Source organism: Aquimarina sediminis, assembly GCF_002895435.1.
GTDB lineage: Bacteria > Bacteroidota > Bacteroidia > Flavobacteriales > Flavobacteriaceae > Aquimarina > Aquimarina sediminis.
In genome coordinates this window covers 1-26,838 of the sequence record NZ_POYJ01000012.1, presented here as the reverse complement: position 1 = coordinate 26,838, position 26,838 = coordinate 1, and the positions used below count along the sequence as shown (strand labels likewise).

The window sequence follows — 26,838 nt, the reverse complement described above, 5'->3', positions numbered from 1 at the left end:
AATAAGATGTGCATTTTTTTCTTAGTTAGTAACTTATTCTCTTGGTAAAGACAAAACTTTCACTTGTGTAATTATAGAAAATTTATTTATTAAAGTAGCACGAGTAAACATTTATAAATCGTCAGTCCCGGACTGTGGAGAAGTAAAAATTAAGAATATAAAAGGTTTTGGTGATTATAAAACTGTGACTATTTCATAATTTATGGGATTTCTAGAAGTTATCCTTACATCAAAAACAACGCCCATCATACTAATGGGCGTTGTTTTCAATTTAACTAGTTTTTATGATTCAATTTTTCCAGAACTCAAACCACTTTTTAGGTTTTTCAACCCTTACAAATTCATAATCTTGAAAAATTTCTGGATTGGATAATGAATTGTATAATTCTCCTTCTTCTCCTTGTACAATAGCTCCCAGAGTATTTGCAATTTTTATCATTTTATCTACAGTCTTTTGACTTGGATTAACAACACTTATCATATTGTAATCTGTAGAAAAAATAAAAATAGCTCTCTCGTCTTTGTATCTAGCAGCTTTTTCGAGAGGTGTTTTTATTTCAGAACCTGTAACTAGACTCTTGCCTTCAACAACATCAACAATTTCTAACTCATTATCATTTTCAACATATTCATTCCACTCCTGTAATTGAATAGGTGGGTCAGTTTCTCGTATAATATTTAATTCGTAGCCCATTTATTTAAGTCTTTTTATAAGTTCATCCATTTTAACATAATCTCTAAAAGCTTGCTGAATTTTACGGTTTTCTGGAAAATCGGCAGCAAAAGGGTCTTCATATAGTTCCATAAACAACACATCGTTATCCAGCTCTCTAATTGCATGTGCTTGAGAGAAACCTTTAAGGTGTTCTTTGCTAACTTCTTTATAGAATTCTTTGCCAAACCACATACGCCAATTCGAGGTTATCCACATATTTTTTAATAGATCAGCCCTGCCTGGATTATTACTTATGTCAATATCTTCAAGTAATCCAATATGATTTTTAATCAATTTTTCTTTAGGAGGCTCCATATTTTTGACACGATATGCTGTGGCATTTTTAGCACTTTGAAAGTATATATCATAATATTGAGCTGCATATCCAGTAATCACCTTATCCAAAACATGTTTTTCCAGTTTTGAAACTACTACATTCCAATCTGCTATATCAAAATGTATATGAATCCTTTGGTGTTGATGGTATGGTACTGGTCTAACTACAGAAAAGCTGTTATCGGTCTTTTTATCCCATATTGTAAAGCTTACATCTTCTTTTTGTTTCTTAACATCATCAAAATATTTTTTCCGAAAAACCTTATCCCCATATGTTATGCCATATCCATAAAATTTTGTTGGTTTAAACCATAAATCTTCTAAAAAAATATTGTGAATATCTTTACCCGTAAAAACATTTACAGGTAAAGATATTACAAGCTCTATAATCTTTTTGTTCATCGTATTTTATTTAAACTCTAATATGTTTAAATTAATATCTAATTGTCTTGCTAAATTTATCACCTCATCTAACAAACTTTGATTATACCCTTCAGGAACCCATATATCTAAATCAACATCATTAATAATAATTCCTCCATTTGTTGCACTTCCTTTTACATAAGTTGCTAAATCTTGTATATTCTTTTTGATATTTCCAAAACCACTTGTGGCTGTAGTTGTTTTAACACTTACCACTTTATTGCCTTTAATAAAATCAAAATAAGGCCAGAAATAATTAGGTTTCCCATTAGCTGTTGGGATATTAACAGTCCAAAGATAATCTTTATAATGTGTTTTTGCTAATGCTTCTTCTATCAAACGCCCTCTAGAAAATGGGTGTAAATCCCACATTTGTTTTATTGTAAACTCTGCTATTTTGTCTCCCTTCTTAAAGATAATTTTAACGATTTTTCCTCCAGCAATAACAACCCTGTCAAATGGAACAAAAAGTAAAGCAATATTCGCAGCTGCCATACCATAGTTACCATCATACAATTCATATCCTGCTTCTGAAATATCTCCTAATGGTGACCATGCTAAAATTTCTCTAACGACTCCTTCCCTAATTGTTGCTGTTTCCAAATAAAAATCAAGTCGAGATACTATCCTAAATGTACCATCAGGGTTTTGAATCTGAAATTCTACAGTTGGATTATGAATTGCAAACAATTGTTCATCCGAAATTTCACCATTCAAATAGCCTTTGTATATTTCTATATTAGACGAACTACATCCACAGAAACTTGTTTCTGAGTCAAATATTCCGTCATTATAATAAGTGACTGTTCGTAAAATATCTTTATTTTGATTAGCATTAATCAAGTGATTACTTTCTGTCTCTAACCGAAGTAAAGTACTCATGGTTTGCAGCGAAATAGTTGACCATGCATTTGAGTTTAAGTAATTATGGATTCTGGTGGTTATGGCACTATGTTCCATTAACCAATCTACTTGCACATCATTTAATTGCAAGGTATTCATCAGGTTTTCTACTCTACCCAAATGATCAAAATCAAAGGTTTCTCCTTGTATTAGCCTTACTCCTATTTCCGCCCAGAATGGGTCATTTAAAACAGTCTCTAGTCTAATACCATGCTGAGAAAGTAACCGCCCTATATTATTTGCAAATACCAGTTCTATTCTGGGAAATGAACCTGCCAACAACTGAGAATCAAATCGAATGTTAAACAGGTATGACAATTGCTCATTAGTAACTTGTGAAGACACCGCAATGTCGTTATCTGTAAAAACATCTCTATATACTCCCCCTTCAAAATCTCTAAACACATCATTACGATCAAATAAAACCGAAAGTGTATTGGAAAAATTACGAAACCCATTAGTTAGAGATATTTCATAATCCATATTAGATACTCTTACTGCCCTGTTTGGGTTCATTCTGTCTTGTATCTGCAAGTGATCACCTAAAGGTCTTAACGCTCTAAAGTTAAAACTTGCAGGGTCATAACTTCTACCTAAAGTATAGGGTTTTATAAAAGTCGCTGCTGCCTGAATGGAGGAATTTTCATAGTATTGATAACTAGCATTAGCCAGAAACCCATTAAGATATTTATCAACTTCAGGTTTATCACTTAGATATGAATATGCATTATTTCCCATATAGGTAAACAAGGCATGCTGATAAATTGCCTGATCTCCACCCAAAGTATAATGTGATACTGAAGGATTGGGTACAGAAACTAAGTTTACAAGTGTGGTAAGTTCTCCTGTATAATCAGCATTTCTAATTGAGAATGCCTGCCCTAAATTTCCAAAGGGATATTGCATGATATAACTATATTGACTCATGTTAACACCTGCAATAAGGTATCTTGTCATAAATCGTATCGCCTCTTCATAATCTAATCCATTGTAATGGTTAATGTATTTCTGAACCAAGTAGTTTTCAAACAGGTCTTCATCTTTTACCTTTTTCATTTTTCTTTCGGCAATAATTTGTCTTTTTTGCCTTTCTGTTTGATCATTATATTTCCCTCGTTCTGTACTGATAAGGGTGTTAAGCTCTCCCATATTCCTGATGTCCTTAATACGTCGGTTGCCATATTTTAAATCACCAAATCTATCAGTTACCGTTTGTCCCTGATTTATTTTTGTAAGGTCAGACCGCCATGCTTCTAATGCCGATGCAGTTGCGACATGAAATCGCCTTTGAGTACCAGAAAAACCAATAGAAGTATTTAGGTTTTCTGTAATACTATGTTGATAATCTGATGATATTCTATTGACCTCAAACCATCTGAAAAATGACTTTTGTGCCTCTTGGAATGTAGTAAAGTTCTTTGCTAACCGATGTTCAATTTCAGCTTTCATTAAACCTTCCTGACCCCGTAACCATTGTTCTTGTCGAGATACATTTGCATTGTAAGCCTGATCAAACTGCCCAAAGTTTCCTATTAGAAAGCAGAAACAGTTAAATCCTATAGTATTAGGCGGGTCTTCAATTCCACTTTTCTGACAATCAATACAGCTTTTTGTACCATCATCTGAATATTGATAAACTTGTGTATAGCTTCTGGTGGATAATAGGCATACTATGACTATTATCAATACCTTATATATTGTTTTCATATGTGTAAATGTTTTGTGTATTATTTATAGCTTAACAACAGTCTTTGAGTATGGTATGCCATCTATTGTCATTTGTATTACATACGTACCACTTGGTAGGGACGCACTATTAATTTTCATAGTTTGTGTACCTACATCTGTATTTTTTTTGCTTGGTACACTTATCTTTTGCTGACCAAAGAAATCATAGATAGATACCTGAATTTCTGCCGGTTCTTTTAGCGTATAGGTGATAGTAAACTCATTACCTATTGGATTTGGTGAGATCACTGCAAAATCTTTATCTATCTTTTTCAAAACATCTTCTTTCTGCTTATCTGAGTGAACAACAGAAGTGCTAGCTATAGTTGGTGAAGGGATATTCTCTTGCATAATCATTCTAAGATGTATCATGGGTTCATTATCAAAATCTAAAATTGATGCACGATCAATTCTAACTACCAGAACAGGAGTATTGTCTATGGTGGTTTCTTTAAAGCGTAATTCAGAAATTTTATAGGTAATGTTTTCCTTGTTTGGGTTGTCTTTATACAATCGTTTTAAAGGAAAAGTAAAATTCTGATCAAACTTGATAATGTTATTGGTAATCTGTCCCGTTCCTGAAGTAGTATGACCATTTATAGAAAACTGATACCTCACTGTCTTGGCATAAGCTGTCGTATTTTCAATATCCAAGGTAAGTGAAAAAGGGGTATATCGTTTTATACCGTTTAACGCCCAATCAAATTCAACAAACTTACCTTGATATGTAGTGCTGATCTTATTAAAATCAGGAGTATATACTGTAGGGTGTTGATTTACAAAATACCGGACTGCCTGATATTCTTCGGCAGGTATTTGTATCCAATCTGTATTTTGTGTTGGTAGGTAAGCTAATAGCGTACGACTATTTAAGATATCATTGGCTGATAATATTTGAATAGCCTTTTGCTGGTCTTTGGCTCCACCGTATCCGAAGTAATTAAAAATTGCCAGCCAATGTTTTGCCATTGGGTGATTGCTTCGTGAAAAATAGATTTTTGCCGACTCATCATTTTTTCTATAGTCGGTAGAGTTAAATCCCTTCATTTTTATATACCCCATACAATAATTAGCTAAATCATTTTGAGGATCACGATCTCCTCGTAGAACCTGTATAAAATAATATTCTGCTATGTATCTGTTTATAGGGCGTCCATATTGCCCTGTAAGATTAATAATCCCCATCTTGTTCATCGCATCAATAGAACCGTCTTTTGCTACTTTCGCCATTAAATTAAGACCTTCACTAATCGTAGCTGCATTATTACTTTCTAATTTTGCCAAAGCTTCAAGATATCTAAGAAATAAGTCATTCGCATTTGTAGCACAGGGGGCAATCCATTCTTGCATCTGTATAATGACTTCGGAGGGATAGCTATTCAGATAAGGATAATAGGTTTTAAAAAGTTGTATTTTTCGGTCACAGCTTAATTCTGTGGATTGATATGCATATCCATAATGCATAACACAAAGGGCAATAAGGAGTATGCCCCATAATTTTGATCTATTCATTTTTTATGAATTTAAGGTGTTAATAATGATTTATGTTACTTATTTGGGTAGGGTGTCCCTAATGCGATTCTTTGGTGAATGCTATAGGTAAGCCCTCAGAAAAGTCCTTGAAAGAACTTTTCTTTAAGAAGTACAAAACATGGATGTAGTGTCTAGAATGCTAGCCCTATTTTATACTCCTGTAAATTTTAGATTTGTATACGCTATGAGTAGTGATATTGCTTTGTGTTCATAAGTTGGATTTATTAGGTTTTAAAATAATTACTGTTTCTAGATGCAATATTAAAGGAAGCTGGTTTCGTTTTTTAAGACTCATATTAACATTGTTGTTAATTTTTTAATAAAAGAATCATAAAAAACATAAGTAGGTTTTCACGGGTAGGATTTAGATTTGAGATGGGGTTATCCATTAATCATTTTCTTGATTTCATATTACTTTGTCCGTTGATATAATTGATATATATAGATATAGAGTATAATTTCATTTGGACTATCATTTAACAGGTTATACATAAATTCACCTATATCAATTTCTAATACCGTCAGTATGCCAAACAAGATTTCTGGTGGTATATGGTTTATATTATCTGGTAGCATGAGTTGGTATAATAGTGATTAATAACTCAGTTATATATCTCTAAACTTTTTAATCAATTTATACAGGTCTTTAATGTGCTTGTCACTTATTTTTTTATCATATTTAATATATTTTTGGACAATACCTTTTGATACATTTATTTCTCGTTCAAAAGCATTTTTATTAATCAGATGTCCTCTGGTTTGTAACCAGTTTTCGACACGTTGCCTTATATTAGATTTCTTCATATCATTTAATTATTTTAGAAGTAATTGAGATATACCTAATTATATTATGGGGGTATTAGGTATCTTGATAATTCAAATTGATATGACGAATAGTGTGTGTTATTAAGTTTTGAACAATATTAGGATCGTTGATTTAATATCCTATACCTATTCTAGGTCTAGGTTTTAAACCCATATATTTTAGGACTTTTGATCGAACTATTTTTTTCGCTACTTTATTAGGTGTTATATTATGTTCTAAACACTCTTTTATCCAATTTCTTAATAACAAAGCGTAAGTCTTATTGCTTTTCACACATTGTTCAAAATGATCTGGACTCACCTGTAAAAGATTAAAAATGTTTTTTTCATAGTTTATGTATGGAGTATTCTGAATTAATACTGCACGATTTTTATCGTATATTTCTTTCTTTAACATAAGTCTTTGGTTAAATTTGTTAATAGTCATTGTCAAACACAAAAGAAAAAAGTACGGCTTATCCGTAAAATTTTCAGTATATTTAAACAAAATATTTTGTATAATTAATCAAATATAAGCAATATATTTTGTTTATTAAAAAAAACAGCAAAAAATGTCGTCTATTAAAAAAAGAATGCTTGAACATATAGCAGCCGATGGTATGAGCAAGTATAAATTTTATAAAGAAACTGGTATTACTAGAGGAGTACTGGATAGTGAAAGTGGTATAACTGAAGACAACATATTAAAATTTATAGATTATTATCCTAAAATTGATCTAAATTGGCTTATTAAAGGAGAAGAGAAATCCTCTTTGCACTCCCAAAATGAGATTGGTACTATCAAAAAAGAAATTTCGCAGGAAGTAACAAGTACTAACGAAAAATTAAAAGACGAAATAATTCGTCTATTTACAGTTGATGATGATATACAGAAAGCCTTAAAATATATTATTGGTAAAGAAATAAATACTTTTGCTTCCCAGAAACTTCTGGAATTAATTAAAGATGATAAATTTTATGAAATCCTATCTAATTATCTGGCAAGCTTAAAAGAAAATAATAATGTAACATAGGATAAGCTATTTCTTCTTTTTATTTGATTTACTTATACTTTCTTCAGAGAGTTTTGCTAATTTTTTTAATTCTTCGTATCCATTCCCTTTAGAAGTTAATCGTTTAATTTCAACTTCAATAAACCACTGAAGTGTTTCTGATTCTTCAAATTCATTTTGCAGTTTTTTGAGAAGCTCTTCTCTGGATAGATTGTTGAGATTATCCTTGCTCGCCATTAATTCAAATCTTTTTTAATTTCTGTGATGGTTTCTTTTAAATTATCACCAGTGACATCAACCATTGCTTTATAAGTTACTATATCTTCATTGTCATCAGGCATTATACTCGCTATATCATTAACCGTCCTTATGCGCTTATCAAGATTAGGAATATTACTTTGTACTTTTAGTAATTTATTGGTGCTAGAAGATGTGAATCTTAGAAACCTATTTATTAAAATACCAAAAGAGATAGAAACCAAAATGATCATTATATAATAAAAAAGAGGGTCAAAATCTGAGAAGGCACTAAATGTCCAAAGTATGTAATAGGTAGCAACAGAAAGAAAAACGATGCAAACATTCTGGATAGTCTTATATATAGGAGTATCTTTTATGAAATTTACTATGAACGACATGATCAATGCACTTACAAAAATAGTTATTGGCATACCTAAAGAATAACAAAATGTTCTGGCATTACGAAAGCCAAACACTTCTACTTGCGATTCTTTTGGAAATAATATATGTAAAAAAGGCGCAACAGCAGCAACCGTTGCACCTAAAGTGAGTAACAATACTATTATATTAATTTTAGTCCTTATCCCCTGGGACCTGTACATCATCTTTATCGATTTGGTATTTGTCGAACGTGTCTTGTTCATTTGCTCCTATTTCTTCATTAATTGACTCTGATTCGCAACTTGCTAAAAGTGCGATAGATAAAAATAGGAAAATAGCTTTTAAATAAAATGGGATACTTCTCATAATGTTAGGTTTTTAAAAATAATGATCATTAAATATTTAATAAAATCAAATGCAAGTAATTGATTTACAAGCTAAAGTAAATGAATATTTTTAAAAACAGGTTAATGAATTTTTGTTAATTTAAGTGTATTTTTGCCACCTTTTTGACATAAAAAAAGCGGAAAAAACCACCTTTTTTGGTGAATTTTCTAGCCTAAAATGTCAATTTTTAATTTTATGCTACAATTATGTAGACAAAACTCGACTAAGTCCCTCTTTATCAATAAGTTTAAAACCGCAAAATCACTAAGGTTTTTCCATAACAAACAACTGGATTTAAGAACCAACTTTTTTGTTTTTAAAATTCTTTTTCAGAAAGATTAAGCCAATTTTACATATGCCCCATCCTTTTGTCCAGATTGGTATAACTCTGCCAGTGTAGTATGATGTATTCCGAATCTCATTTGAAAATGAGGTTTATCGACGTTTCTCCAATCTCCTCCCCATTCAAAACCTAATGATTTCCCAAGTCTGGCGATTTTATTCCAATTGGGGTTTTTCCAGATTGCCCTGCCGTTCTTAATTTCTACCACATCAAATGCAAGCCCGTAGTTATGATAGCTTTGCCCTGCTTTGGCATTTGTCACTCTTTTACCAGGAGCGGATCTTCCTTTGTTATATAATCGGGTTTGTTCTTCCCATGTTCTAAGCCCCGAAGTAACCCGTAGTTTAATTCCAAGCTCTTTTTCTGCCCGTACTATGAACTCTTTAGCTTTGGCTCTTATATTAGGGTGTAGGGTGTTAATTCTTCGGTCTGATATGATATCCCAAGTCTTTTCTTTTAGGTAATTAATAGTACTCATCGTTAATAATTTTAAAGATTTACGTTTTTTGTACACTATCACAATGAGAATAATAAACACGATGGCGAGTAAGATTTTAGCGTTTCTGTTGGGTGTATAAGTAATTGTCATATCAAATCATAAAAAGGAGACTAACCCCTTATTCTACAATATCCCTCCAAGTTCTGTAGTCCTTGGCACTTAGTTCTTTTCGTAGTCTATCACTTAGCGATTCTTCGAACTTTAATCGGTAAGCATCTGCAATGGGCTGTAACCTTCCTTTGGTTTCACGGGCTAATGCATCTAATTGGCTGGTTCGTGTACCATCAAAATTAATCATCCACGATATCCCCGAAGGATTGGCAACTGACCTGTATTGTTGTGCGATTTGGTTAATGTCCCTACCTTCATTTCTATTAAATTTTCGCTGACGGTAATTATGGATTAACCGTTTGATCTTTCTTCTAAAAATGAAATACAACACGATGCCTAGTAGTACTATTTGTACTTTTCTGTTAGAAAAAAAAGAGGTTGCTGATTTTGTTGCTTGTGCGATGAGTAATGGATTCATACGTATGTTTTTAGTTTGGTATACAATTCCTTAAGCTTCAGGCAAAGCGTTCAAAGGCTCTTTTGGCAATCCCTATATAATCGGTCATGGTAAGCTGTTCCCCTTCTTCGGGGATTACTTCTTTTATAAAATCAATAATATCAGGATGCTCTACAATAATGGTAGTCGAAGCAATAAAATCTTCATGTTCCAAATGGTCTTGTAAATCCTGAAAGGCTTGTAGTTTTTCCTGCAATTGCTCCTTATCTAAAGCAGGTACAGTAAGAGATATTTTATAGTTCTTCATGGTCTGTTACTTTTGATGTTTCTTCTTTTTCTATAATTTTGTTATCTAATTCTGGTGTCTCTTCCTCTATTTCTTCAGGTATAGCCTCAAACAAAGGCTGTTCTGGTTCTGGTAATTCTGGTTCTACCTGCTCGACATTTTCTACCTCTATATCCAATAGTTCTTCTTTATCCAGCATATCATTTATGATATCTTCTGACTGTTGGGGTTCTGGAGTTTCGATATCGTTATCAATAGAAAACTGTACAGGGTTTTGAGTTTTAGGTTTAGATTTTGGTGCTGCTGTTCCCAATGCTGCTTTTTTACCAAAAGGATTACTCTTTAACCATTCAGTGACAACACCTCCTAATGTCGAAGGGATTAGTTTTACATATCCTTTGAGCTGGCTACTCATTTCTGCTTCTTTTTCTTCCAGTACAGCTTCTTTAGCCATTATTTCCTGTTCGCGTTCAACTATTCGGTTTTCTCGCTCTTTTAGCATCATCTCTTTAAACTTCAGGGTTTGTTCTGCCAACTTATTGTGTAACTCTGCTTGATAACGTTGTTCTTTAAGTTCACTCTCTTTGCGTAAGCCTTCTAGTTGCATTTCCATTTCCTGACGTATCATATCATTAGGGGGTTCGATAGTCGGGGTTTCTGCCTGTGGCGTATTTAGGTTAATATGTACATTCCCGTTTTTATCCATTTTATGCGGAACACCATTAATATTTATGGTGTCCTCTTCTTCGGGTTCTACCCATTCAATAGTCTCATTGATACGTATGAAAATAGGTGTGTTTTGACGGGAAGACTGTTCATTAGTGCCAAACTTCACCTGTACTTCAGCATCTACGTTATCAGTAATAATAGCATCAAGTACCTCTTCAAAACTTCTTCCCTCTGTACTATCCTCACTGGAAGTAATACTAATCCCGCTTTCATCTTTGATGTTCCAGTACTTGTATCGGGCAATCTTCTTTTTTGCCAGATCGGGAGCAATATAATTTTTTACCTTTTTCATATTAATACTGCATTTTTAAAAGTTGTATAAAAAAATCCGTGCTTTTTATATTTCTAAATTCTATATCTGATACTGTCCTGAATATGGTATTACAACTGCCATTTAAAGTGTTATTAGGAGTAATAGTGAGGCTTTGTGTAGCGGTAATTACTTCTATTTCAAAATCTGAAGCATTAGTATGTAAAAAATGAAGATATACTATCTGATTTGCCTTTACCTTAATCTTATCGGGACTAATAATACAATGATCAGTAATTAGTTTTGGTTGCTTACCTGTACTAACTTTATCCTGAAGCATCAGTAGTGATAATAGCGCATCATTACTTTTCATAAGTACTAGTTTTATAGAGTAATAAATACAGGCTTACCTTTTGGGTTTCTGATAGTATGTTGATGATACTCCCCACAATAACACGACAAGTACTTAAGTCTTGTTTCCATGTTAGAATACGTTTATTTGGCGGGAGTTCCAGCGTATCAGTAAGCAGGGTTTCAAGGCTGTTTATTTCTAAATCATTACCGTTTAGAAAACTAATCGATACCTGTGTGCCATTACTGCATAATATCCCTGTCATTTCAGTGCGATCTCCATCGAGTACATATCGAAATGTAGTCTGCTTGTTGGGGGCAAGTGTTGCCCCCGCAATTCGTATGATATCCAGTTTTCTACTCATTGGGAAAGGTGCATATAAATTTTTAGGCTGTAAGGGTAGCTATCCGCTTTACCACTATCGATATACTCTATTTCTGCTTTTTTTCCATCTGCGGGGGTGTCTACACCAAAAAAACGTTGGTTTGGAGCTACATGACTGCTAGATTGTAAAAACTCTACTTCAAAATTTTTAGGGAATAGTTCCGCTCCTGCAATGGTAAAAGAACGTAGTATATGCCCCTTACCAATACTACTGAGTACAGCAACACCTTCTAAACGGCTATATCCTATATCCAAATCCTCAGATATGCGAACCGTATCTTTAGCCTCTGTAATAGTAGTTTCTATAAGTTGGATTTTTGTTTTCATACCATTTAATTTTCATTAGGTAAAGGCTGCTCAATATCATGGCATCCATCTGGGTTTGGATCAGGATTAGGGTCTGGGTTACTACCTCCAGAACTTCCCACACAGGATAATACGCCATAGGTAAAAGCCGTATAGGCTTCAATACCTTTGTCGGTAGTTCTGATAAGTTGTGGGAACTTTTGTAATTCTGGTGTTGTTAAATTAAGTATCGTATCAATAACATCACTTACTGTACCATTAGTAGTAGTATTGTGGCAAGTATGCAACTCATTTTGTAAGCCCTGAATAATGGCAACCTGTTTTGCTATATCTGTATTCGCTGTAGTATTGATTTCTTTTAAAGTGGTAATTTCTGCGTCTCTTTTTTCTAAAAGGCTAATCAATTCTGCTTTTAAAAGGGTGTTGTAGTCTATAGTACTCATCGCATGTGTTTTAAAAGCTACCGTGTAGCCTGCTATAAATCGCTAACGGTAGCTTTATGGTTAAGGGGCAATTAATAGCTGTATACGCTTGTACCTTCCAGAAATACTTTTAAGTAGCCCTGTACTTCATTGGGAAGATTTACGTTAAATTCAATAGGGGTCTGCGGGTGTATGATCTTGGGATTATTAAGGATATATAGTCCAAAAGGTTTTATAGTGTTGTACCCATAAAATCCATCAAAGAATTTACGAATAGGTTGTTTTTCAAATACCTTTTGTCCGTTAAGCTCCAACTCCCATTCTCCATTTAACAAATCCGCAGGGAAAGGGTCGGTAAAACAGCCTTCCATACTATCTTTATCAAAGAGTAATCGGATTCCTGAAAGGGTTAAAAACCTGTCTTTGTTGAGTTTCCCATTGTCAATATTGGTAACTCCTAATTTCTCAGAAGTAGAGAGTTTGATTAGCTCTGATCGTGTCCCTTTTAACTCTGCTGTGGCGTAGTAGGGGGCATCCGATATCTGAGCTTTACCACGCACTAAATCCTGTTGTAGATTGCGGGGTAACTTATGTACTCGGTCTAAAAAGTGCCTTCTAAATCGGGAAGCTCCGATCTCAGATTTTACTGCTCGGCGTACTCGGCTCATGCTGCTACTCCTACCATGTCTTCTGCCGTCTACCTCACCTAATCCTGCAAGTATGATCTCATCGTTTGTTAAATCGTCCATTTTATGATGTTTAAAAAATTAATAGTTATTATATCTGCTTAGCTGCTCTTTTTAACAAGGTGCTATATTTGGTTTTAGGGTGTTTCTTTTGAAGTTCTTTTGCCTTACGATGCATAGCTTTAAGTCGAGATGTATTTGAAGTTTTACGTCTTCGTGTTCCACTTACTGTCCGTGCTGGTAAGGCGCGGGGTTTACGTCTTTTTAGTACTGGCTTGGATTTTCGTTTTTTGGTTCTTCTTCTCACAGGGGCAGCAGCTATTTTTTTACGGTTTCTGGCGCGTGTTCTGGCAGCTTTGATGCCAGCGAGGGAACGTTTTTGTTTTTTCTTACTTTTCTTGTAGTATTTTACCCCTACAATAGCTAGGATGGTAATGGCAATACCCAAAAACCATTTCTTTTTATGCTGGATAAAAAGGCGTTTTATCTTGCTTATGAAGCCTTGTTTTGGTTCTGGTATTATAGGGACAGCTCTATGCATTGTACTTGTAGTGCTTTGGTGTTGGGTTGGGGTGTACTTTTGTACCACAGGACGACTGGCTCTAGGAGCCGTTCTTGGATTATGAGGCACTGATCTAGAGGGTTTTCTTACCACAGGAAGTGTCCTTCGGGCTGGTTTCTTTTTAATCTTTCGGATGACTTTTTTTACAAACCTTTTGATAGGTCGAAGTCCTCTAAGTATTTTTTTCATAAATACTATAAACCCACTGGCTGCCGTAGTACTAGTAGCTGTCACCGCTGCACCTAATCCACGTAAAGGTAAACGAGTGCGATTACGCGCTTTACCACGTACAATAGCTTTACGAAATTTACTGGCACGCCCTCCGATTTTGGTAAAAAAACGTTCTGCTCTACGTAGTTTTCTAACTCGTTTACGCCATTCGTTCAGATCAAGACCCTGCTGTCGAGCTTGGGATTCTGTCAGGTATCCATAAATCAGTTTTTCAGCAAATCGGAAAAGGTTGATTTTTAATACCAGAATAATAGCACCACGCATCACAAGGGTAGCGGGATTAAAACGTACTACTGCTTTGACCACTTTTTTGGCTACTCTTCCGATTTTACGAAATATCTTTTTAAAAAAACCACTTAGATCAGTAGGGGAATCATCAAAATCATCATCAAATTCCTCGTAATCATCATAGTCCTCATATTCTTCATCGTCAATCTCGCCTAAACCTTCTAAATCATCCTCATCATCCAGAACATCGAGTAATAAGTCTTCATTATTAGGTACACGGGCTAAATATAAAGGCTTGTCCAGTTCTTCATCGTCAAAACCGTTTAATTGCTGATGTTGTAACTGGTCTAAACTGGCTTTTATAGCACGATAGAAATTAGTGTACTGGCTTCCTGATTGTATGGCTGCCAATAGCGCACTATCCCTTAAATCTTCACTTTCCCATGATTGCATTACCGTATCTATAATACGCAGCTCCATACCAACATCGACCAATTGACTTAATACACTGGGCTTCCTATGTTCATTGGCAAGCGTTTGCCTTGCTTTATTGACTTCAGCTAAAATACCTCGTTCTAATAGGGTAATGGCATCTGATGTACCATGCAGTACAATATCGGCTTGACTTTCTTCCATTACTTCTGTAAAACCAGACAAGAAAGAATGGTCTAGTATAGCATCTTCATAATCATCCTCGATGCCTGCAATGGTATTTCCTTCTTCCATTTCTTCTGCAAAGTCATTCAGAATTTCTTCTTCACTGATTTCAAATTCATTTTCTTCCAGTACTTCTGGTATTGCACCAGATAATTCATGTAGTTCCATAGGGATTGTTTTTAAGTCTATAATTGGGTGTTCTTCATAATTAAAGTGTGGGATTTCAGGGACGATATCAATAACATAAGGCGTACCATCAGTATCCAAAGCAACAGGGTAGATATGTTGAAATTTACCAGCTTCCTGATAGGCTACTACTCGATATTCGTGGGATATACCTAAATTGAGCAGTAAGGCACTCACCAGTATAGTGTAATCATCACAATCGATACCATAATCACTATCGTGTACACCTTTCTGCCCGTCGATAATACTTCGGGCAGGCGTGCGTAATTCTTCTATGCCTTTCGTGTCCAATTTGTATCGGGTATTCTCACGTAAGTACTCCCATATGTTTTTTGATGTCTCATGGATATTATCCGCTTTTAATTCTAATGCCAGACCTTCGACCTGTTTGTAATCTCGTAAAGCAATACGTTTCATTGCCTTAAGCGTATCATCAAGATTAGCATGTTCTTTAAGTGTTTTTCTAAAACCTTTGTAGCCTGTAGGGGTCGTAATTCCTGATAATGAAGGTTTATTTGTTTTAAGTAACGGAATTCCTTTGCGAAACATACTGCGAATAATTGGTGCTACTTTTTGTAATGCTGTAGCACTGGGATACGCTGGATTGTTATAACTACCTGATACTAAAAAGGTATTTTTAATCTTTGCCTGATCTAAAAGCATACGGATATATACCTCGAAGGTTCTGGCGAATACCTCATTTCGTCTTTGCCAGTAATCTTCAAATTGTTTAAGACGTTGACCAAACTCTGTTTCTTCTCCTTGCTGGTTAAAATAGAGACGATTAAAAAAGTCTTCGAACTGCTGTTGAAAAAAACTCCCTTTTTTTGCGAGGGTTTCATTATACCCCCTTCGGGTGCTTCGCCCGCCAGAAGCATAGGTCTGGGGTTTGGTTTGAGTAACAAAACTGATCATGTTATCAAAAGCATGGGCATATTCATGAGCCAGTACCCCATATAATCCTTGGGTTTTAGTCAGGTTAATCACTCCAAAAGGAGTAGGTTCATAGTGCCCTGATGCACGACTATGTCCTCTGGCTCCGAGTGCCAGAGACAACCTGCCACCTAATCCGATATCAGAATCTTTAACCTTTAAAACCTTGGCTAAATGATGCAGGGATAAGGCTGCGCCATATAAAAAATTAGCCCTGTCCTGTTGGGTCATCCAGTTACCAAATTCAATACTGCGTAAATTAAAATGAGTAAGTGCGGTAGTACTATCAAACAACCATGCATGTTTTGGAGATTTTCCGAACATGGCTAAAAATTTCTTCTCAGGAGTAATCCCTTGCCAGTGACGATCAATACCGCCCCCACGAACAATAGCCCCAGCATCTTCAATTTTGCCTAATTCATCAGTATAATGCGTATCCATATCTAGGTATTAGGGCGGTTGTTTTTTAGCTTGGAGAGTTCAGTGGTATGACTGTTTGTTTTACTATACAAATGTTTGATATCGGTTTTGATTTCTCTGATATCAGATTCAATGCCTTTATCAATCTGTATCTGGATACCATTTATCAGGGTTCGTAATTCCCCTGTGTACTCGGTAAGTTCTTTTAAAAGGGCTTTAATTTCAGTATGCACTGACTTTACAAAATAGCCCAGAATGGCAATCAAACCGCTAAACAATGCCGAGAATATCAAAAAATAGATTTCTTTCATGATTATATAGTTATGGGTTCTTCAATAGGGATTTGTATATTTTCGGCTACAACGAAACCTTTTAAAACAATAGGAAGTCCGTAAGTACCAGAAGTTAAATAGTTAGCTGCCAGACTGGATAAGCCACCAATGGATTTTAAAGCACCTATTACTACTGCTGCATTAATCACAAAGGATAAAGGCAAGGCGCTGTTTTGATTTGGGTTTAAGGTGAAAGATTGTGACAATGGGGCGCTTTGTTCTGCCAGTAGTTGCCCGTCTATAGTATAGGCATTGACTTTAATTTGTGAAATTGTAAAGGTCGAACTGCTATAGTTACCCAGTGATAAGATTATATTGCTTACAGGGTGAAGCGAGAGACTTAGTATTTTGAATTTTTCTACTCCTATTTTTAAGCGTTGGGCATGGCGTATTTTGATATACATACGCCAGCCTTTAACGCTTGCTAGGAAAACAAATAAAAAAAGGAAAACAATAGCCGTTTTTTTCATAGAGCTAAGATGCTACCGTGAAAAATAACACAACCCGAAGAAGTACCCTAACCGTTTAAAAAGTCGGGATAAAGTAAATTAAAGTATGGAAGTGAAGGGGTTAAGAGGTTGTTTCTACGTCTTTACATACCTCTAAATCAGTGAAATGTTTAAAATCTACAAGAAGCACATCGGTAATTATTCCTTTTTTATTTTTATAAGGATCAACTTTGATAAAAATATATGTGTTATTGCTATATAGTATGTCAAAGACTTTGGTAGGGTGATTTTTGTTTACATAACATTTCACAAATTTTTCATTGAGAAATGTATTGTTTTTGTTTCTTGTAATTTCTTTAAACATAACATATAAGAAAAATAAAAAAGCGATAGCAATAATATACAATACTCGAATGTTAAAAAAAGTGTGAAAAGCATTTTCATATCTTTTATTGCCTTCTAGTAGTTCGTTTAGTTTTTGTCCAGCCCAAAGAAAGATAATAAAATATACTGCAAGAGCAAAACACGTTAAAAGATATACCCACCAGTTTATAACAAAATTTATTTTTATCGAAAAAATAAAGATTGCTAACAGAGGCACTCCAAGGATTATAGGGTAAGCATATAAAATCTTTTTAATAGATTCAATTATCTGTTCTTTCGTTTTTTCATGTTTTTTGTCCTTTCCAATACGGTCAATTAAAGGCGTAAAAAGATAAACAAAACTAAAAATACAAAACAAGACTGTTAATATTAATAGCCCATCTGACAGACTTTGGCTCAAAGAAAAATACCGAATATAGGAAGGGCTTAAAATACAAAGATCAATTATTTGAAATACCCCTCCTAACAATACAGGAAAAGACATAACCAAAGTTTTATACTCTTTTATTTTTTCTTTTAAATTATCTAATGTTTTATACATGTTTTTAGGTTTTAATCGTTCCTCTAATCTATATGTTTTTTGCTTAAATCATGAAGGTTTAAAGGGGTTTTCTGCATGATCTAGAGCAATATCAGTCAAAAATGGGGTGTATTCTGCTGGGTTTAGACTACCTGTAGTCAATGTTTTTAAAAAAATCACCATTAAAAAAGTTAAAAACGAAAAACAAAAAAACCTCGAACGCCTAAAACAACGCAACAACTCAACAACAACAAAATGAGATTTTTTAAACGTAACAGCAGCAGACAACAACATTGAAGTACTATATTATATAATAGTATTATATATATAATATTAATATATAGGTAATTATAAGAGGTTTACTTAAAAATGTTGTCGTGTTGCTATGTTGTTTTATTGTTTTTAGTTTTTTTTAAAACAATCAAATTAGATGTTGCCTACAGGAGATTTGTTGTTTTGTATTTTAATAATATCCAATGAAAAAATAAAAACCGATAGTAAAATGCTATCGGCTTGGTGTAATACAGTAAAATAAAGGGAGCTTACTCAGTGAACAAGTTAGGAGGGTCTGTAGTATCAGAACCTTTGTTATCATCTTTTTTAGCACTAATATCCTTTCTTGCATCTCGTTGGAATTTGTTTTCTTGCTCGTCTGTTATTTTTCTGACATAAAAAACCCTGCGTACTCCTTTGCCATTGATTCGTTTTGCAATGGGCTTACCATATCCTAATTTCTCAAAGGCTTGTGATAGTTTTTTCTGATTTAGTTTTAATCCGGAATGCGCCCCAAGAATGGAAAGAATTTCTGAAGACATTAAGTACATTCCTGATTTGTTATCCAAATCACAAGGTTCAAATATTTTAATCAGCCATTCTTGCTCAACAGTAGCTGTCTGAAAATGCTCATTCATGATGTTAAGCTGTGCTATCTCGGGATCAGTAAACCAATAAGAAAACCCCTGTTGTAATAAATGCAGTGCTTGTGCCCATACTTTTTGTATAGGGATGGTATGTTTAAAGTCAATCTTTTCGGTAGAAAACACTAAATATCTGCGATTGGAGGTATCGGTTAAAAACTGAGGATTATTAACAGACCCCATAAAGGAACAGGTACGCGATCTGGTTTTGGTAAGTCTGGCAAAGGCTTTTCTGTTGGTTACAAAGGGAGTAGTAATAATTGCCTTGATCGCATTAAAATCTTTGTAAAAAATATTTTCTAACTGATCATCGATATTGACCAGCCATTTTTCGGCTAACAGGTTTACGGTATGGTTATCTGTCATAGAAGGGTTAATATGTCCGCATACCGCAAAGCTCTTCATTGACACAGGGGTAAGTTTGTTAAGCCAAGTAGTTTTTCCACTTCCCTGACCTCCAACCAGGATGAGACAGGTCTGGTTAATTCCTTTTCCTATACAGGTAGCTACACTTGCTACCAGCCATTTTTCAAGATAGGTGCGCCACAGTTTCTTTAATTTTAATTCACCTGCCTGCAAATCTGTGATTTCAATAGTAGCTGCAAGTTCACCTATATAGTCGGTTCCATCATGTTTAGGAAGTCCTTTAAAGTATTCATGTAAAGGGTGATAGGATTTGGTGTATTCCGATCTTAAGATTTTATCCAGTGTTTTATCTGAACACTTTAACCCTTCTAGTTGTAAATCTATCCAGATCGTATTTAAAACTCTTTCATCAAGGGTTTTAAATATATGCTCATCATTCCTTTTAAATTCTAAAGTCAACGTTAAGGTATTAAATCGCATTTGGTAGTTCTCCTGAAGGTATTCCTGTATATCTGTAATATAATTAGTACGTCTCCTATTAGTTTTATCACTTTTATCTTCTTCGGGCTGATCAGAATTGTCATCCCCCTTTTTATTATTCATGTCTTTGGAGTCGTCATCCCCATCATCACCCCATATTTCTATATGATCTATTGCCATTTTCTTATATGTTTATTTGGTTTGTTTTTTATTTTTTGAAATATTGCTTTAAGCTCATTGTCAATGCGCTCAAATAGAATATTTTCAAATAAGGTTTTCTTTTCTGAAGGCAATTTTTTTATAAAGGTTTTCAGCATAGCACTGCATCTAAAACCTCCTTCTCTGTGTAATTCTGCTGCCTGATCAATAAGTATAGATTTTGGCAGGTCTAAAAGGATAGGGAAATCGATGATACCATGCATAATACAAATCGCTTCAAATTGGATGATACGATCGGTTAAGATTTCTATTTCTTTGTCATGTTTATTTTGCATCTGTGCGAGCTCTGTATCAGAATACGTCTGAGCCGAGCTCTTATAATAAGTAATAAGAGCTTTTAAAATACGGTTTTGTTTGGCTATAAAACCCTTATTAACTTTTCCTTTGTTGACCAGATACCGTAGATCATCCTGCATCTGTAGGATTGCCTTCTCAAAATCTAAAGAAATATTCTTGTATGTGCTAGACACAGATTAAATCATAACGTTCAGGCATCCCTAATAGAGAGACAATGGTTTCTATTTGTTTGGGAGTATAACAACGTGAACGATAGACCCCGATATCCTGCTGATGGGGAGCCAGCCATTTATTTAAAGTCTTGTCATTAATGTTATACGCTTGGGCGAGTATCTTTTTGGATATGGATTTATATGTTCTTTTCATTTTTGTGTGTTTTTAGATTGTTTTTTCTGACCCCTGTGACCCCTGATAAGTATATTATCGTTGTCGGGTAATTTTATGCCTGATTTCAGCTTTATCAACCTTGTAATTTTTAAGCTCATCGGCGGAACAGTCCAGAAAGGAAGCAATAATATCCAAATCCAAAGCGGGAATGTCTGCAAACTCATCAGCATGGATGGTGCAATAACGGTCAAAAGTACGTCTGGTCTTTTTTAAAGCCATGATAATGTCATTTTTCAGTTCTCGATACTGGTGTACTGGAAGTTTTTCCAGACGTTCTTTAATACAATACTTGTAATTCATAGAGAGTAAAGTTTTTAAAATTAAAAAAAAAGTAAACTTATTTAGTTTACATATGAATTATCATGAACTGGGGTAGGAACAGCTATGATTATAAGAGTTAATGTAAATCATGTACACAATTGATTGATAAAACAAAATTTAGTATGATTAAGATTTCGATACTAAAAATCATTATCTTTGTAAATAATTACTTACAATAGTAAATATCTACTCAAATGTAAAATAAATTACTATACAAAAAATATATTTGTTGAGACAATTTTTACTTTTTTTTAAGAAGCTATGAAATCTATACTAGAACAAATTGACTCACGCCACCATGGGGAACTGCTAAAAAACTATGTTAGAGCTAATGGCATTAATAAAAAAGGAGGCATCAATGATCTTGCCAAAACGCTTGGATTAACACGTCAGGGGATATATGTATTATATCAGCAGAATATTATTAAGCCAGAATATAGGCATGACATTATCGAAGCTCTTGACTTGCCAGAGGATTTTTTTCCAGATACTATTTCACTAGAACAACAGTTTGAATTACTAGTAAGAGACTATACCCAATTAAGAATTGACAATCTTAGATTAAAAGATCGACTTGAAAAAGCAAAAGCAAGAACGACGCTTAGAAACTATCTAAATGATCTTAGAAGGGAAGCAGCAGAAAATCAAGAAAAAAATGTAAGATTAGTTACCAAACAAGATTATCATCAATATATAGATAATTATTATGATGAATATTATCTTGATAATCTTCCGAAAACAATATTAGAAGATGTAGAAAGTGCAATTGCCTTTGAAGTATCTGGAAATGGATTAGAAGAAATAGGAATAAGTAGAGGTGATTATTTGTACTCTGATACTTTGATGGAATACTACGATACTATAAGAATGGAAAAACTATATATTGTGGTTTTAGATGATCAGAAAGATAAAACAGATATCTATTTTGGGCATATCAGAAGTTTTAGAGGAAAGTTAAGCATGTTATTAGCGGATAGAAAGACTTTAGAAATTGATCTTACCGAAGATAATATTGAACATATCTGGGAAGTAAACGGAAAAATGCCAAAATGTAGATTTTGAGCATGTAATTACTAATAAGGAAAATATTACTAAAGCTTGACAATTTTGTCAGGCTTTTTTGTTTGATATTGTTATCTTTAAATTATAGAAACATACCTAATTAGGTAAATTTAATTATTAGGTGATATTTGAAAACAAACGTAATGAATATTGAAAAAAGTAGCTTTCATCCAATTGATAGTTTGGATAATAAATCCAATTACAAAAAGTATTATCGAATTGAAAAAAATGGTAAAATTATTGAAAGGATATTTTTAGATATTTTAAACCCTTCTCATCGAGAATTAATTATCTGCACTCATTATTTTAGAAATCAAGTTAAATTATTTTTAAATGAAACCATTGGAATCAATATAATTTCAAGAGACAATCCATGGGATTTTAAAATTCAATTAAGTACAAACGAGATTTTTAACGTGGAAGTAACTGCAATCTCTGAAAATAGGAATATGTTTGAAAAGTTCAAAAATGAAGAAAGATACATTTTGAATAGTTTTAAAGAAAAAATACCATTTTATGAGTTGGAGAAATTAAATAAACTATTTCCGAGCGAAGATTCCTCAAAACAAATTCAGCAATTAAAAGATCTAAAAACAGGTAAAAAATCACTTATCGACAATCCTTATTATGAAAAAAATCCAACCTTATTCGTTAGTGGTTTTGATGATATTAAAAGACCTTTTTCTGAATTAATAAGAGAAGCGATAGAAAAAAAAGAAAATAAAAAACATTTAGAAAAAGAATCAACAGTTTTGGTTATTGATAACAGGACTTTAACCTATGAAATGAATGAATTGGATGACGCGGAAGAAACTTTAAGAGATTTTTTGGACAACACTTCTTTTCGAGAGATTTGGTTGTATACGGGCTATTATTCGGATAATGATGCTAACAACGCGGAATTTAGTTTCAGCCCTTTAAAACTAACGCGAGAACAGCAAGGAATATTAATTCGATCGGATATTCGCAGTCAAAAGGATAGGAATATTTTTTATGTTGACAAAACTTTTAATCTAAATAAAAACAGTGCCAAATAACACTGTATGTAAATAGTTAAAGAGTACTTAATGAGAATGTCATTCTATTTTTACAATTATTCTAGATTTTATAAGTTAAACAAGAGATTAAAATGCGTAATTAAATCGATAGGCTGAGGTGTACTTGCCCTGCTTCAATTTATCTATTTAACTTTGGCAAGAATTAAAATAACATCAACAAACAAGTGATGTCAGAAAAAAAAGAAACTACTCTAAAAACTATAAAAGATTATTTACCATTAATTTATATCTTCTTGGTGTGTTTTGGCTACTTTAACAAAACTCTCTATTATGATAAATTTGGAATTGACATCTTGCATTATTTAACTATTCCAGAGTTAGTTTTAATGTTTATTCCAGTGGGTTCAATGCTAGTATCTGCTTTATTATTTGTTGTGATTTTAATTGCTCCAATGGTAGTATTTGGAAATAATAATGATGATTTCGAATCGGAAACCCGAAAAGACGGGTCTAGTATTTATAAAAGGTTAGATAAAATGAGTAATAACAAATTTGGAAAAATTTCAAAAAACATATATTGGTTAGTTGAAATAATGACAAGTGTCTACCTGAACTTTGTTCCAATGTTATTGTTTGCTTATTTAGCAATTGGTCTTAAGTTTGACAATATACCCTACAGCACAAAAATCCCTATTGTATTAATGATTTTTTGGGGTCTTATCTTCCTTCTAAAATTTATATTTCGAAGTTCAAAAACCAAACATAACCCAAGACTTAACTTGTTTGTTTATTTAATTATGATGCTTGTCTGTTTCATCGTATATTCGGATATGAGTCTTAAAGAAGCGGAAGAAATCCTTAGCGGAAAATCTATCTGTTATGTAAAATTTATGATTGACGAAAGGTCGGTAGAGACTAACAAAAACCTTCTGTTTTTTGGACAAACTAATGAATATGTTTTTTTAAGAAAAATTGATTCACAAGAAAACTATATCTATAACAAAAAAGAAATAAAAGAGTTTGTTTATAAAAAAAATTACTCAAAACAATAGCGATTTTATCACCAAAACTATAGCTATATAGAGGAAGGTTTCTGTTCAGTTGAAAAGTATTAAATTGAATTTACCATTACTTTATAAGACAATTTAGCTGTTAATAGGTTTCTATTCTTCTTAGTATTGATATTAATCTCCCCCAAAGATTTTATTATATTTACATACTCAAGAATGGAGCCATTTAGGTAGCTGTATTTCTTAATATTTGAATATATAGTAACTTAGTGCCTAAACAACATTATTATATGCAATAATCTTCCCTTTTAAATTAAGACTTCATGAATAGAAATACCGATTATGAAACCTTTGCAAGGGATATATATCAAGAACTTTTAGCTCAGGACGGCTTAACAGTCGAAGTATTACATAATCAAGTAATTCAAGGTAAAGCTGCCAAACATCAGATTGATGTATTTTGGGAGTTTGATTTTGCTGGTGTCAATCATAAAGTAGCTATTGAATGTAAGAATTACAGCAATAATGTTTCAATCGGTAAAGTAAGAGATTTCAAATCAGTTATAGAAGATATTGGTAATACCAACGGAATAATAGTGACAACCAAAGGGTTTCAGAGTGGAGCAATTGAGTTTGCTGAGCATTATGGAATTCAATTAATTATACTAAGAGAACCTTTAGAATCTGATTGGGAAGGAGAAATACGATATCTGGACACAACAATTGAAGTTCATGATCTTTCTATTACAAATACATTTGTTAAATTGGATTTAGTTTGGTTCAAAGAGAATTTTCCAGATATAGACCCTAAATCTGTTGATATATCTTTCACTGGATTAAATAATGAAATGTACATAGTTGATGAATTAGGAAATAAACTTACGAACTTCCTAGAATTAGAAAATAACTTACGCGAAGTTTTTGACTCGGAGGGTTGTACACACTTCTTTCCATTCTCGAACGGTTATATGAACACTAATGATTATGGAGCTATTAAAATAGAACGAGTTGAATTAACATATGAAACATCTAAAACCCGATCGAAGCATGTGTTTGATAGGCAACTATTTACTAAGGCACTTGTTCATGATATAAGAGCAGGAAAAATAAAATTCATAAAAAAATAAAGCATATAACACTGTTTAAAAAACATAGGGCGGTTTAAGAATGCCCGAGAGATGCTAGTTTATACGCTATTTCGTCAAATATAAAATTTAGCGTTTACGAAAAATGACAAAAGCAAATTATTTATATTTGGCTTAGTGACCAACCGAAATGCAATGCTTATACTCTGCCCTACGATTTTTTATATTAAACGTTAGCCAATATTAAACACTGTAATTAATTTTGAAGAAGAAGTATCAATGTCTTTGATAAAATCATCAGAAAATAGAAAATGCCAACTGTACATAAACCTGACGATTTAAATCTTGAATATTTACATACATTATATTCAAGCAAGATTTTTGATGATTTCATACCTAAATCAATGCCTTCTAGGCAATATGAAGATATTAAGCTATCTACGGATTTACAAACTTTGAAACTAGTAGATAAATATCAAAAAGATACAATAGCTATTGTTCACGGTACTTTTGTAAATTATCATAATGTGGATTACTTTGAAGTAAATTACACACGTTCAATTATTAAACAAAGAGGTTACCTTACTTATCTTTTCGAGATACTTATTAATGAATTAAACTACAAAGTACTATCTGACAAGAGTCATACTAGTCCAGGGTCTAAAGAATTTTGGAAATCGTTAATAAGAAAAAGAAAAATTAAAGTTTATAGAATAAATCTAGAATCCAACTATAAAAGAAACGCAAAGAAGTTTGATGACGAAAAAATATGGGGAAATAAAGTAAGCTCAAATATTGTTTTAAATGAATGGTCAAAATTAGAATTTATACAAAACTATAATCCTCAGCTACTAGAACAAGAATACGAATCTGAATTATTAAGTATGTTTGGTAATGATTTAGGAGATATTGATTATTTAGTAAATGATATTGAAGAATCGGAAATTGAAAAATATGAGAAGCAAATTTCAATGGAAAAAATAAGATTAATAGCTCAGAAAAAATAAACATTGGCTAATAATAGTGACTGTTGCACAACTATCTTTTTGATATTAAGCTAAAATCTTAAACGAAACCCTAAATAATTAGTTCTAAAAATCAGTTAGTTATGTTTTTTTTAGAAAGCCATAAGGGATGATTCTAAAGATATTTCGAGTTGTGCAACAGACACAATGTGTATAAGTAATACGGGAGAAGTACTAATGATGAATGACATAACAATAAATAAACAGCAGTGTAATTTGAGAGTTTGGAGCTTCGAAATCCTGTACTACTCATACACGAAACGTTATTCTTAATTCGCTTCAAAAGTTATATAAAAGTAAAAGACTTTTATTGAAGAAAAATATTAGCAAGCTATCAATAAATCTTGATGCTCCTTTGTATATTCTGAAATTTCTTCCAAAGATTCTAATAAAAAGTTCGAACTTCGAATGCTTGGGGTCACAAAGTGTTAAAAGCCAGGCATTACTGTCTGGCTTTTTTGTTGGGTATTATTATTTTTTTATATTCTCAAGAATAGAGTCATTTAGGTCACTATATTTCTTAATGTTTCGATATATAAGT

31 protein-coding genes are annotated in these 26,838 nt (G+C 33.1%); 6 read left to right on the top strand and 25 right to left on the bottom strand.

Annotation, left to right across the window (positions count from 1 at the left end; genetic code table 11):
- Positions 1-289 precede the first annotated feature (289 nt).
- The 6 genes from C1X07_RS20265 to C1X07_RS20240 all read right to left on the bottom strand — a co-directional run bounded on the left by C1X07_RS20265 (position 290) and on the right by C1X07_RS20240 (position 6,860).
- Positions 290-694, bottom strand: a complete 405-nt coding sequence (locus C1X07_RS20265; RefSeq protein ID WP_103071873.1) for a hypothetical protein — start codon at positions 692-694, stop codon at positions 290-292.
- Positions 695-1,453: a hypothetical protein gene (locus C1X07_RS20260; RefSeq protein WP_103071872.1), complete on the bottom strand. Its 759-nt coding sequence runs from the start codon at positions 1,451-1,453 to the stop codon at positions 695-697.
- Between the two features lie 6 nt (positions 1,454-1,459).
- Positions 1,460-4,084: a hypothetical protein gene (locus tag C1X07_RS20255; RefSeq protein ID WP_103071871.1), complete on the bottom strand. Its 2,625-nt coding sequence runs from the start codon at positions 4,082-4,084 to the stop codon at positions 1,460-1,462.
- Positions 4,085-4,108: 24 nt separating this feature from the next.
- The gene (locus tag C1X07_RS20250; RefSeq protein ID WP_103071870.1) at positions 4,109-5,617 is read right to left on the bottom strand and encodes a T9SS type A sorting domain-containing protein; all 1,509 of its coding nucleotides are present in this window, start codon (positions 5,615-5,617) and stop codon (positions 4,109-4,111) included.
- A 627-nt stretch (positions 5,618-6,244) separates the two neighbouring features.
- A complete protein-coding gene (locus C1X07_RS20245) occupies positions 6,245-6,442 on the bottom strand; it encodes a hypothetical protein (RefSeq protein ID WP_103071869.1) in 198 nt (65 codons plus the stop codon).
- Positions 6,443-6,575: 133 nt separating this feature from the next.
- Entirely contained in the window at positions 6,576-6,860 is a 285-nt protein-coding gene (locus C1X07_RS20240; protein ID WP_128755342.1) for a hypothetical protein, read from the bottom strand.
- Between the two features lie 154 nt (positions 6,861-7,014).
- Between C1X07_RS20240 and C1X07_RS20235 the strand changes: the two genes are divergently transcribed.
- On the top strand, positions 7,015-7,476 hold the full coding sequence (locus C1X07_RS20235) for a hypothetical protein (protein WP_103071867.1): 462 nt from the start codon (positions 7,015-7,017) through the stop codon (positions 7,474-7,476).
- A gap of 6 nt (positions 7,477-7,482) precedes the next feature.
- On the opposite strand, the gene C1X07_RS20230 is transcribed toward C1X07_RS20235, so the two are convergent.
- From C1X07_RS20230 to C1X07_RS20145, 19 genes are all read right to left on the bottom strand, one after another.
- Positions 7,483-7,692 (bottom strand): hypothetical protein, encoded by a 210-nt coding sequence (locus C1X07_RS20230; protein ID WP_103071866.1) that lies wholly within the window; start codon positions 7,690-7,692, stop codon positions 7,483-7,485.
- Entirely contained in the window at positions 7,692-8,300 is a 609-nt protein-coding gene (locus C1X07_RS20225) for a hypothetical protein (RefSeq protein WP_128755341.1), read from the bottom strand. The genes C1X07_RS20230 and C1X07_RS20225 overlap by 1 nt, the downstream gene beginning before the upstream one ends.
- Positions 8,269-8,442, bottom strand: a complete 174-nt coding sequence (locus C1X07_RS25095) for a hypothetical protein (RefSeq protein ID WP_164914210.1) — start codon at positions 8,440-8,442, stop codon at positions 8,269-8,271. Before C1X07_RS25095 ends, C1X07_RS20225 begins: the two co-directional genes overlap by 32 nt.
- 359 nt (positions 8,443-8,801) lie before the next feature.
- Positions 8,802-9,284, bottom strand: coding sequence for a M15 family metallopeptidase (locus tag C1X07_RS20220; RefSeq protein ID WP_206604260.1), 483 nt, complete (start codon positions 9,282-9,284; stop codon positions 8,802-8,804).
- Positions 9,285-9,423: 139 nt separating this feature from the next.
- Positions 9,424-9,834, bottom strand: a complete 411-nt coding sequence (locus tag C1X07_RS20215; protein WP_103071863.1) for a hypothetical protein — start codon at positions 9,832-9,834, stop codon at positions 9,424-9,426.
- A 37-nt stretch (positions 9,835-9,871) separates the two neighbouring features.
- Complete coding sequence (locus tag C1X07_RS20210; RefSeq protein ID WP_103071862.1) at positions 9,872-10,120, bottom strand: hypothetical protein; 249 nt, start codon at positions 10,118-10,120, stop codon at positions 9,872-9,874.
- The gene (locus tag C1X07_RS20205; protein WP_103071861.1) at positions 10,107-11,120 is read right to left on the bottom strand and encodes a hypothetical protein; all 1,014 of its coding nucleotides are present in this window, start codon (positions 11,118-11,120) and stop codon (positions 10,107-10,109) included. Before C1X07_RS20205 ends, C1X07_RS20210 begins: the two co-directional genes overlap by 14 nt.
- Position 11,121: 1 nt before the next feature.
- The gene (locus tag C1X07_RS20200; protein ID WP_103071860.1) at positions 11,122-11,451 is read right to left on the bottom strand and encodes a hypothetical protein; all 330 of its coding nucleotides are present in this window, start codon (positions 11,449-11,451) and stop codon (positions 11,122-11,124) included.
- The gene (locus C1X07_RS20195; RefSeq protein WP_103071859.1) at positions 11,441-11,794 is read right to left on the bottom strand and encodes a hypothetical protein; all 354 of its coding nucleotides are present in this window, start codon (positions 11,792-11,794) and stop codon (positions 11,441-11,443) included. The genes C1X07_RS20200 and C1X07_RS20195 overlap by 11 nt, the downstream gene beginning before the upstream one ends.
- Entirely contained in the window at positions 11,791-12,141 is a 351-nt protein-coding gene (locus C1X07_RS20190; RefSeq protein WP_103071858.1) for a hypothetical protein, read from the bottom strand. Before C1X07_RS20190 ends, C1X07_RS20195 begins: the two co-directional genes overlap by 4 nt.
- 5 nt (positions 12,142-12,146) lie before the next feature.
- Positions 12,147-12,563 (bottom strand): hypothetical protein, encoded by a 417-nt coding sequence (locus C1X07_RS20185; RefSeq protein WP_103071857.1) that lies wholly within the window; start codon positions 12,561-12,563, stop codon positions 12,147-12,149.
- 71 nt (positions 12,564-12,634) lie between these two features.
- Positions 12,635-13,291 carry a hypothetical protein gene (locus C1X07_RS20180; protein WP_103071856.1) on the bottom strand — a complete coding sequence of 219 codons (657 nt, stop codon included), beginning with the start codon at positions 13,289-13,291 and terminating at the stop codon, positions 12,635-12,637.
- A 28-nt stretch (positions 13,292-13,319) separates the two neighbouring features.
- Positions 13,320-16,466 carry an LPD1 domain-containing protein gene (locus C1X07_RS20175; protein WP_103071855.1) on the bottom strand — a complete coding sequence of 1,049 codons (3,147 nt, stop codon included), beginning with the start codon at positions 16,464-16,466 and terminating at the stop codon, positions 13,320-13,322.
- Between the two features lie 2 nt (positions 16,467-16,468).
- On the bottom strand, positions 16,469-16,756 hold the full coding sequence (locus C1X07_RS20170; protein ID WP_103071854.1) for a hypothetical protein: 288 nt from the start codon (positions 16,754-16,756) through the stop codon (positions 16,469-16,471).
- A gap of 2 nt (positions 16,757-16,758) precedes the next feature.
- Positions 16,759-17,181, bottom strand: coding sequence for a hypothetical protein (locus tag C1X07_RS20165; RefSeq protein ID WP_128755340.1), 423 nt, complete (start codon positions 17,179-17,181; stop codon positions 16,759-16,761).
- Positions 17,182-17,347: 166 nt separating this feature from the next.
- Positions 17,348-18,151, bottom strand: coding sequence for a DUF4153 domain-containing protein (locus tag C1X07_RS20160; protein ID WP_103071852.1), 804 nt, complete (start codon positions 18,149-18,151; stop codon positions 17,348-17,350).
- Between the two features lie 521 nt (positions 18,152-18,672).
- Positions 18,673-20,073 (bottom strand): VapE domain-containing protein, encoded by a 1,401-nt coding sequence (locus C1X07_RS20155; protein ID WP_103071851.1) that lies wholly within the window; start codon positions 20,071-20,073, stop codon positions 18,673-18,675.
- Entirely contained in the window at positions 20,064-20,582 is a 519-nt protein-coding gene (locus C1X07_RS20150; protein WP_128755339.1) for a hypothetical protein, read from the bottom strand. The genes C1X07_RS20155 and C1X07_RS20150 overlap by 10 nt, the downstream gene beginning before the upstream one ends.
- A gap of 247 nt (positions 20,583-20,829) precedes the next feature.
- Positions 20,830-21,096, bottom strand: a complete 267-nt coding sequence (locus tag C1X07_RS20145) for a hypothetical protein (protein WP_103071849.1) — start codon at positions 21,094-21,096, stop codon at positions 20,830-20,832.
- A 282-nt stretch (positions 21,097-21,378) separates the two neighbouring features.
- Between C1X07_RS20145 and C1X07_RS20140 the strand changes: the two genes are divergently transcribed.
- The 5 genes from C1X07_RS20140 to C1X07_RS20120 all read left to right on the top strand — a co-directional run bounded on the left by C1X07_RS20140 (position 21,379) and on the right by C1X07_RS20120 (position 26,279).
- Positions 21,379-22,179 (top strand): hypothetical protein, encoded by an 801-nt coding sequence (locus C1X07_RS20140; protein ID WP_103071848.1) that lies wholly within the window; start codon positions 21,379-21,381, stop codon positions 22,177-22,179.
- Between the two features lie 143 nt (positions 22,180-22,322).
- Positions 22,323-23,216, top strand: coding sequence for a hypothetical protein (locus C1X07_RS20135; RefSeq protein WP_103071847.1), 894 nt, complete (start codon positions 22,323-22,325; stop codon positions 23,214-23,216).
- 188 nt (positions 23,217-23,404) lie between these two features.
- Positions 23,405-24,229 carry a hypothetical protein gene (locus C1X07_RS20130; protein WP_103071846.1) on the top strand — a complete coding sequence of 275 codons (825 nt, stop codon included), beginning with the start codon at positions 23,405-23,407 and terminating at the stop codon, positions 24,227-24,229.
- Between the two features lie 281 nt (positions 24,230-24,510).
- Positions 24,511-25,314: a restriction endonuclease gene (locus tag C1X07_RS20125; protein ID WP_103071845.1), complete on the top strand. Its 804-nt coding sequence runs from the start codon at positions 24,511-24,513 to the stop codon at positions 25,312-25,314.
- 269 nt (positions 25,315-25,583) lie between these two features.
- Entirely contained in the window at positions 25,584-26,279 is a 696-nt protein-coding gene (locus tag C1X07_RS20120; protein ID WP_103071844.1) for a hypothetical protein, read from the top strand.
- The last annotated feature ends 559 nt before the right edge of the window (positions 26,280-26,838 follow it).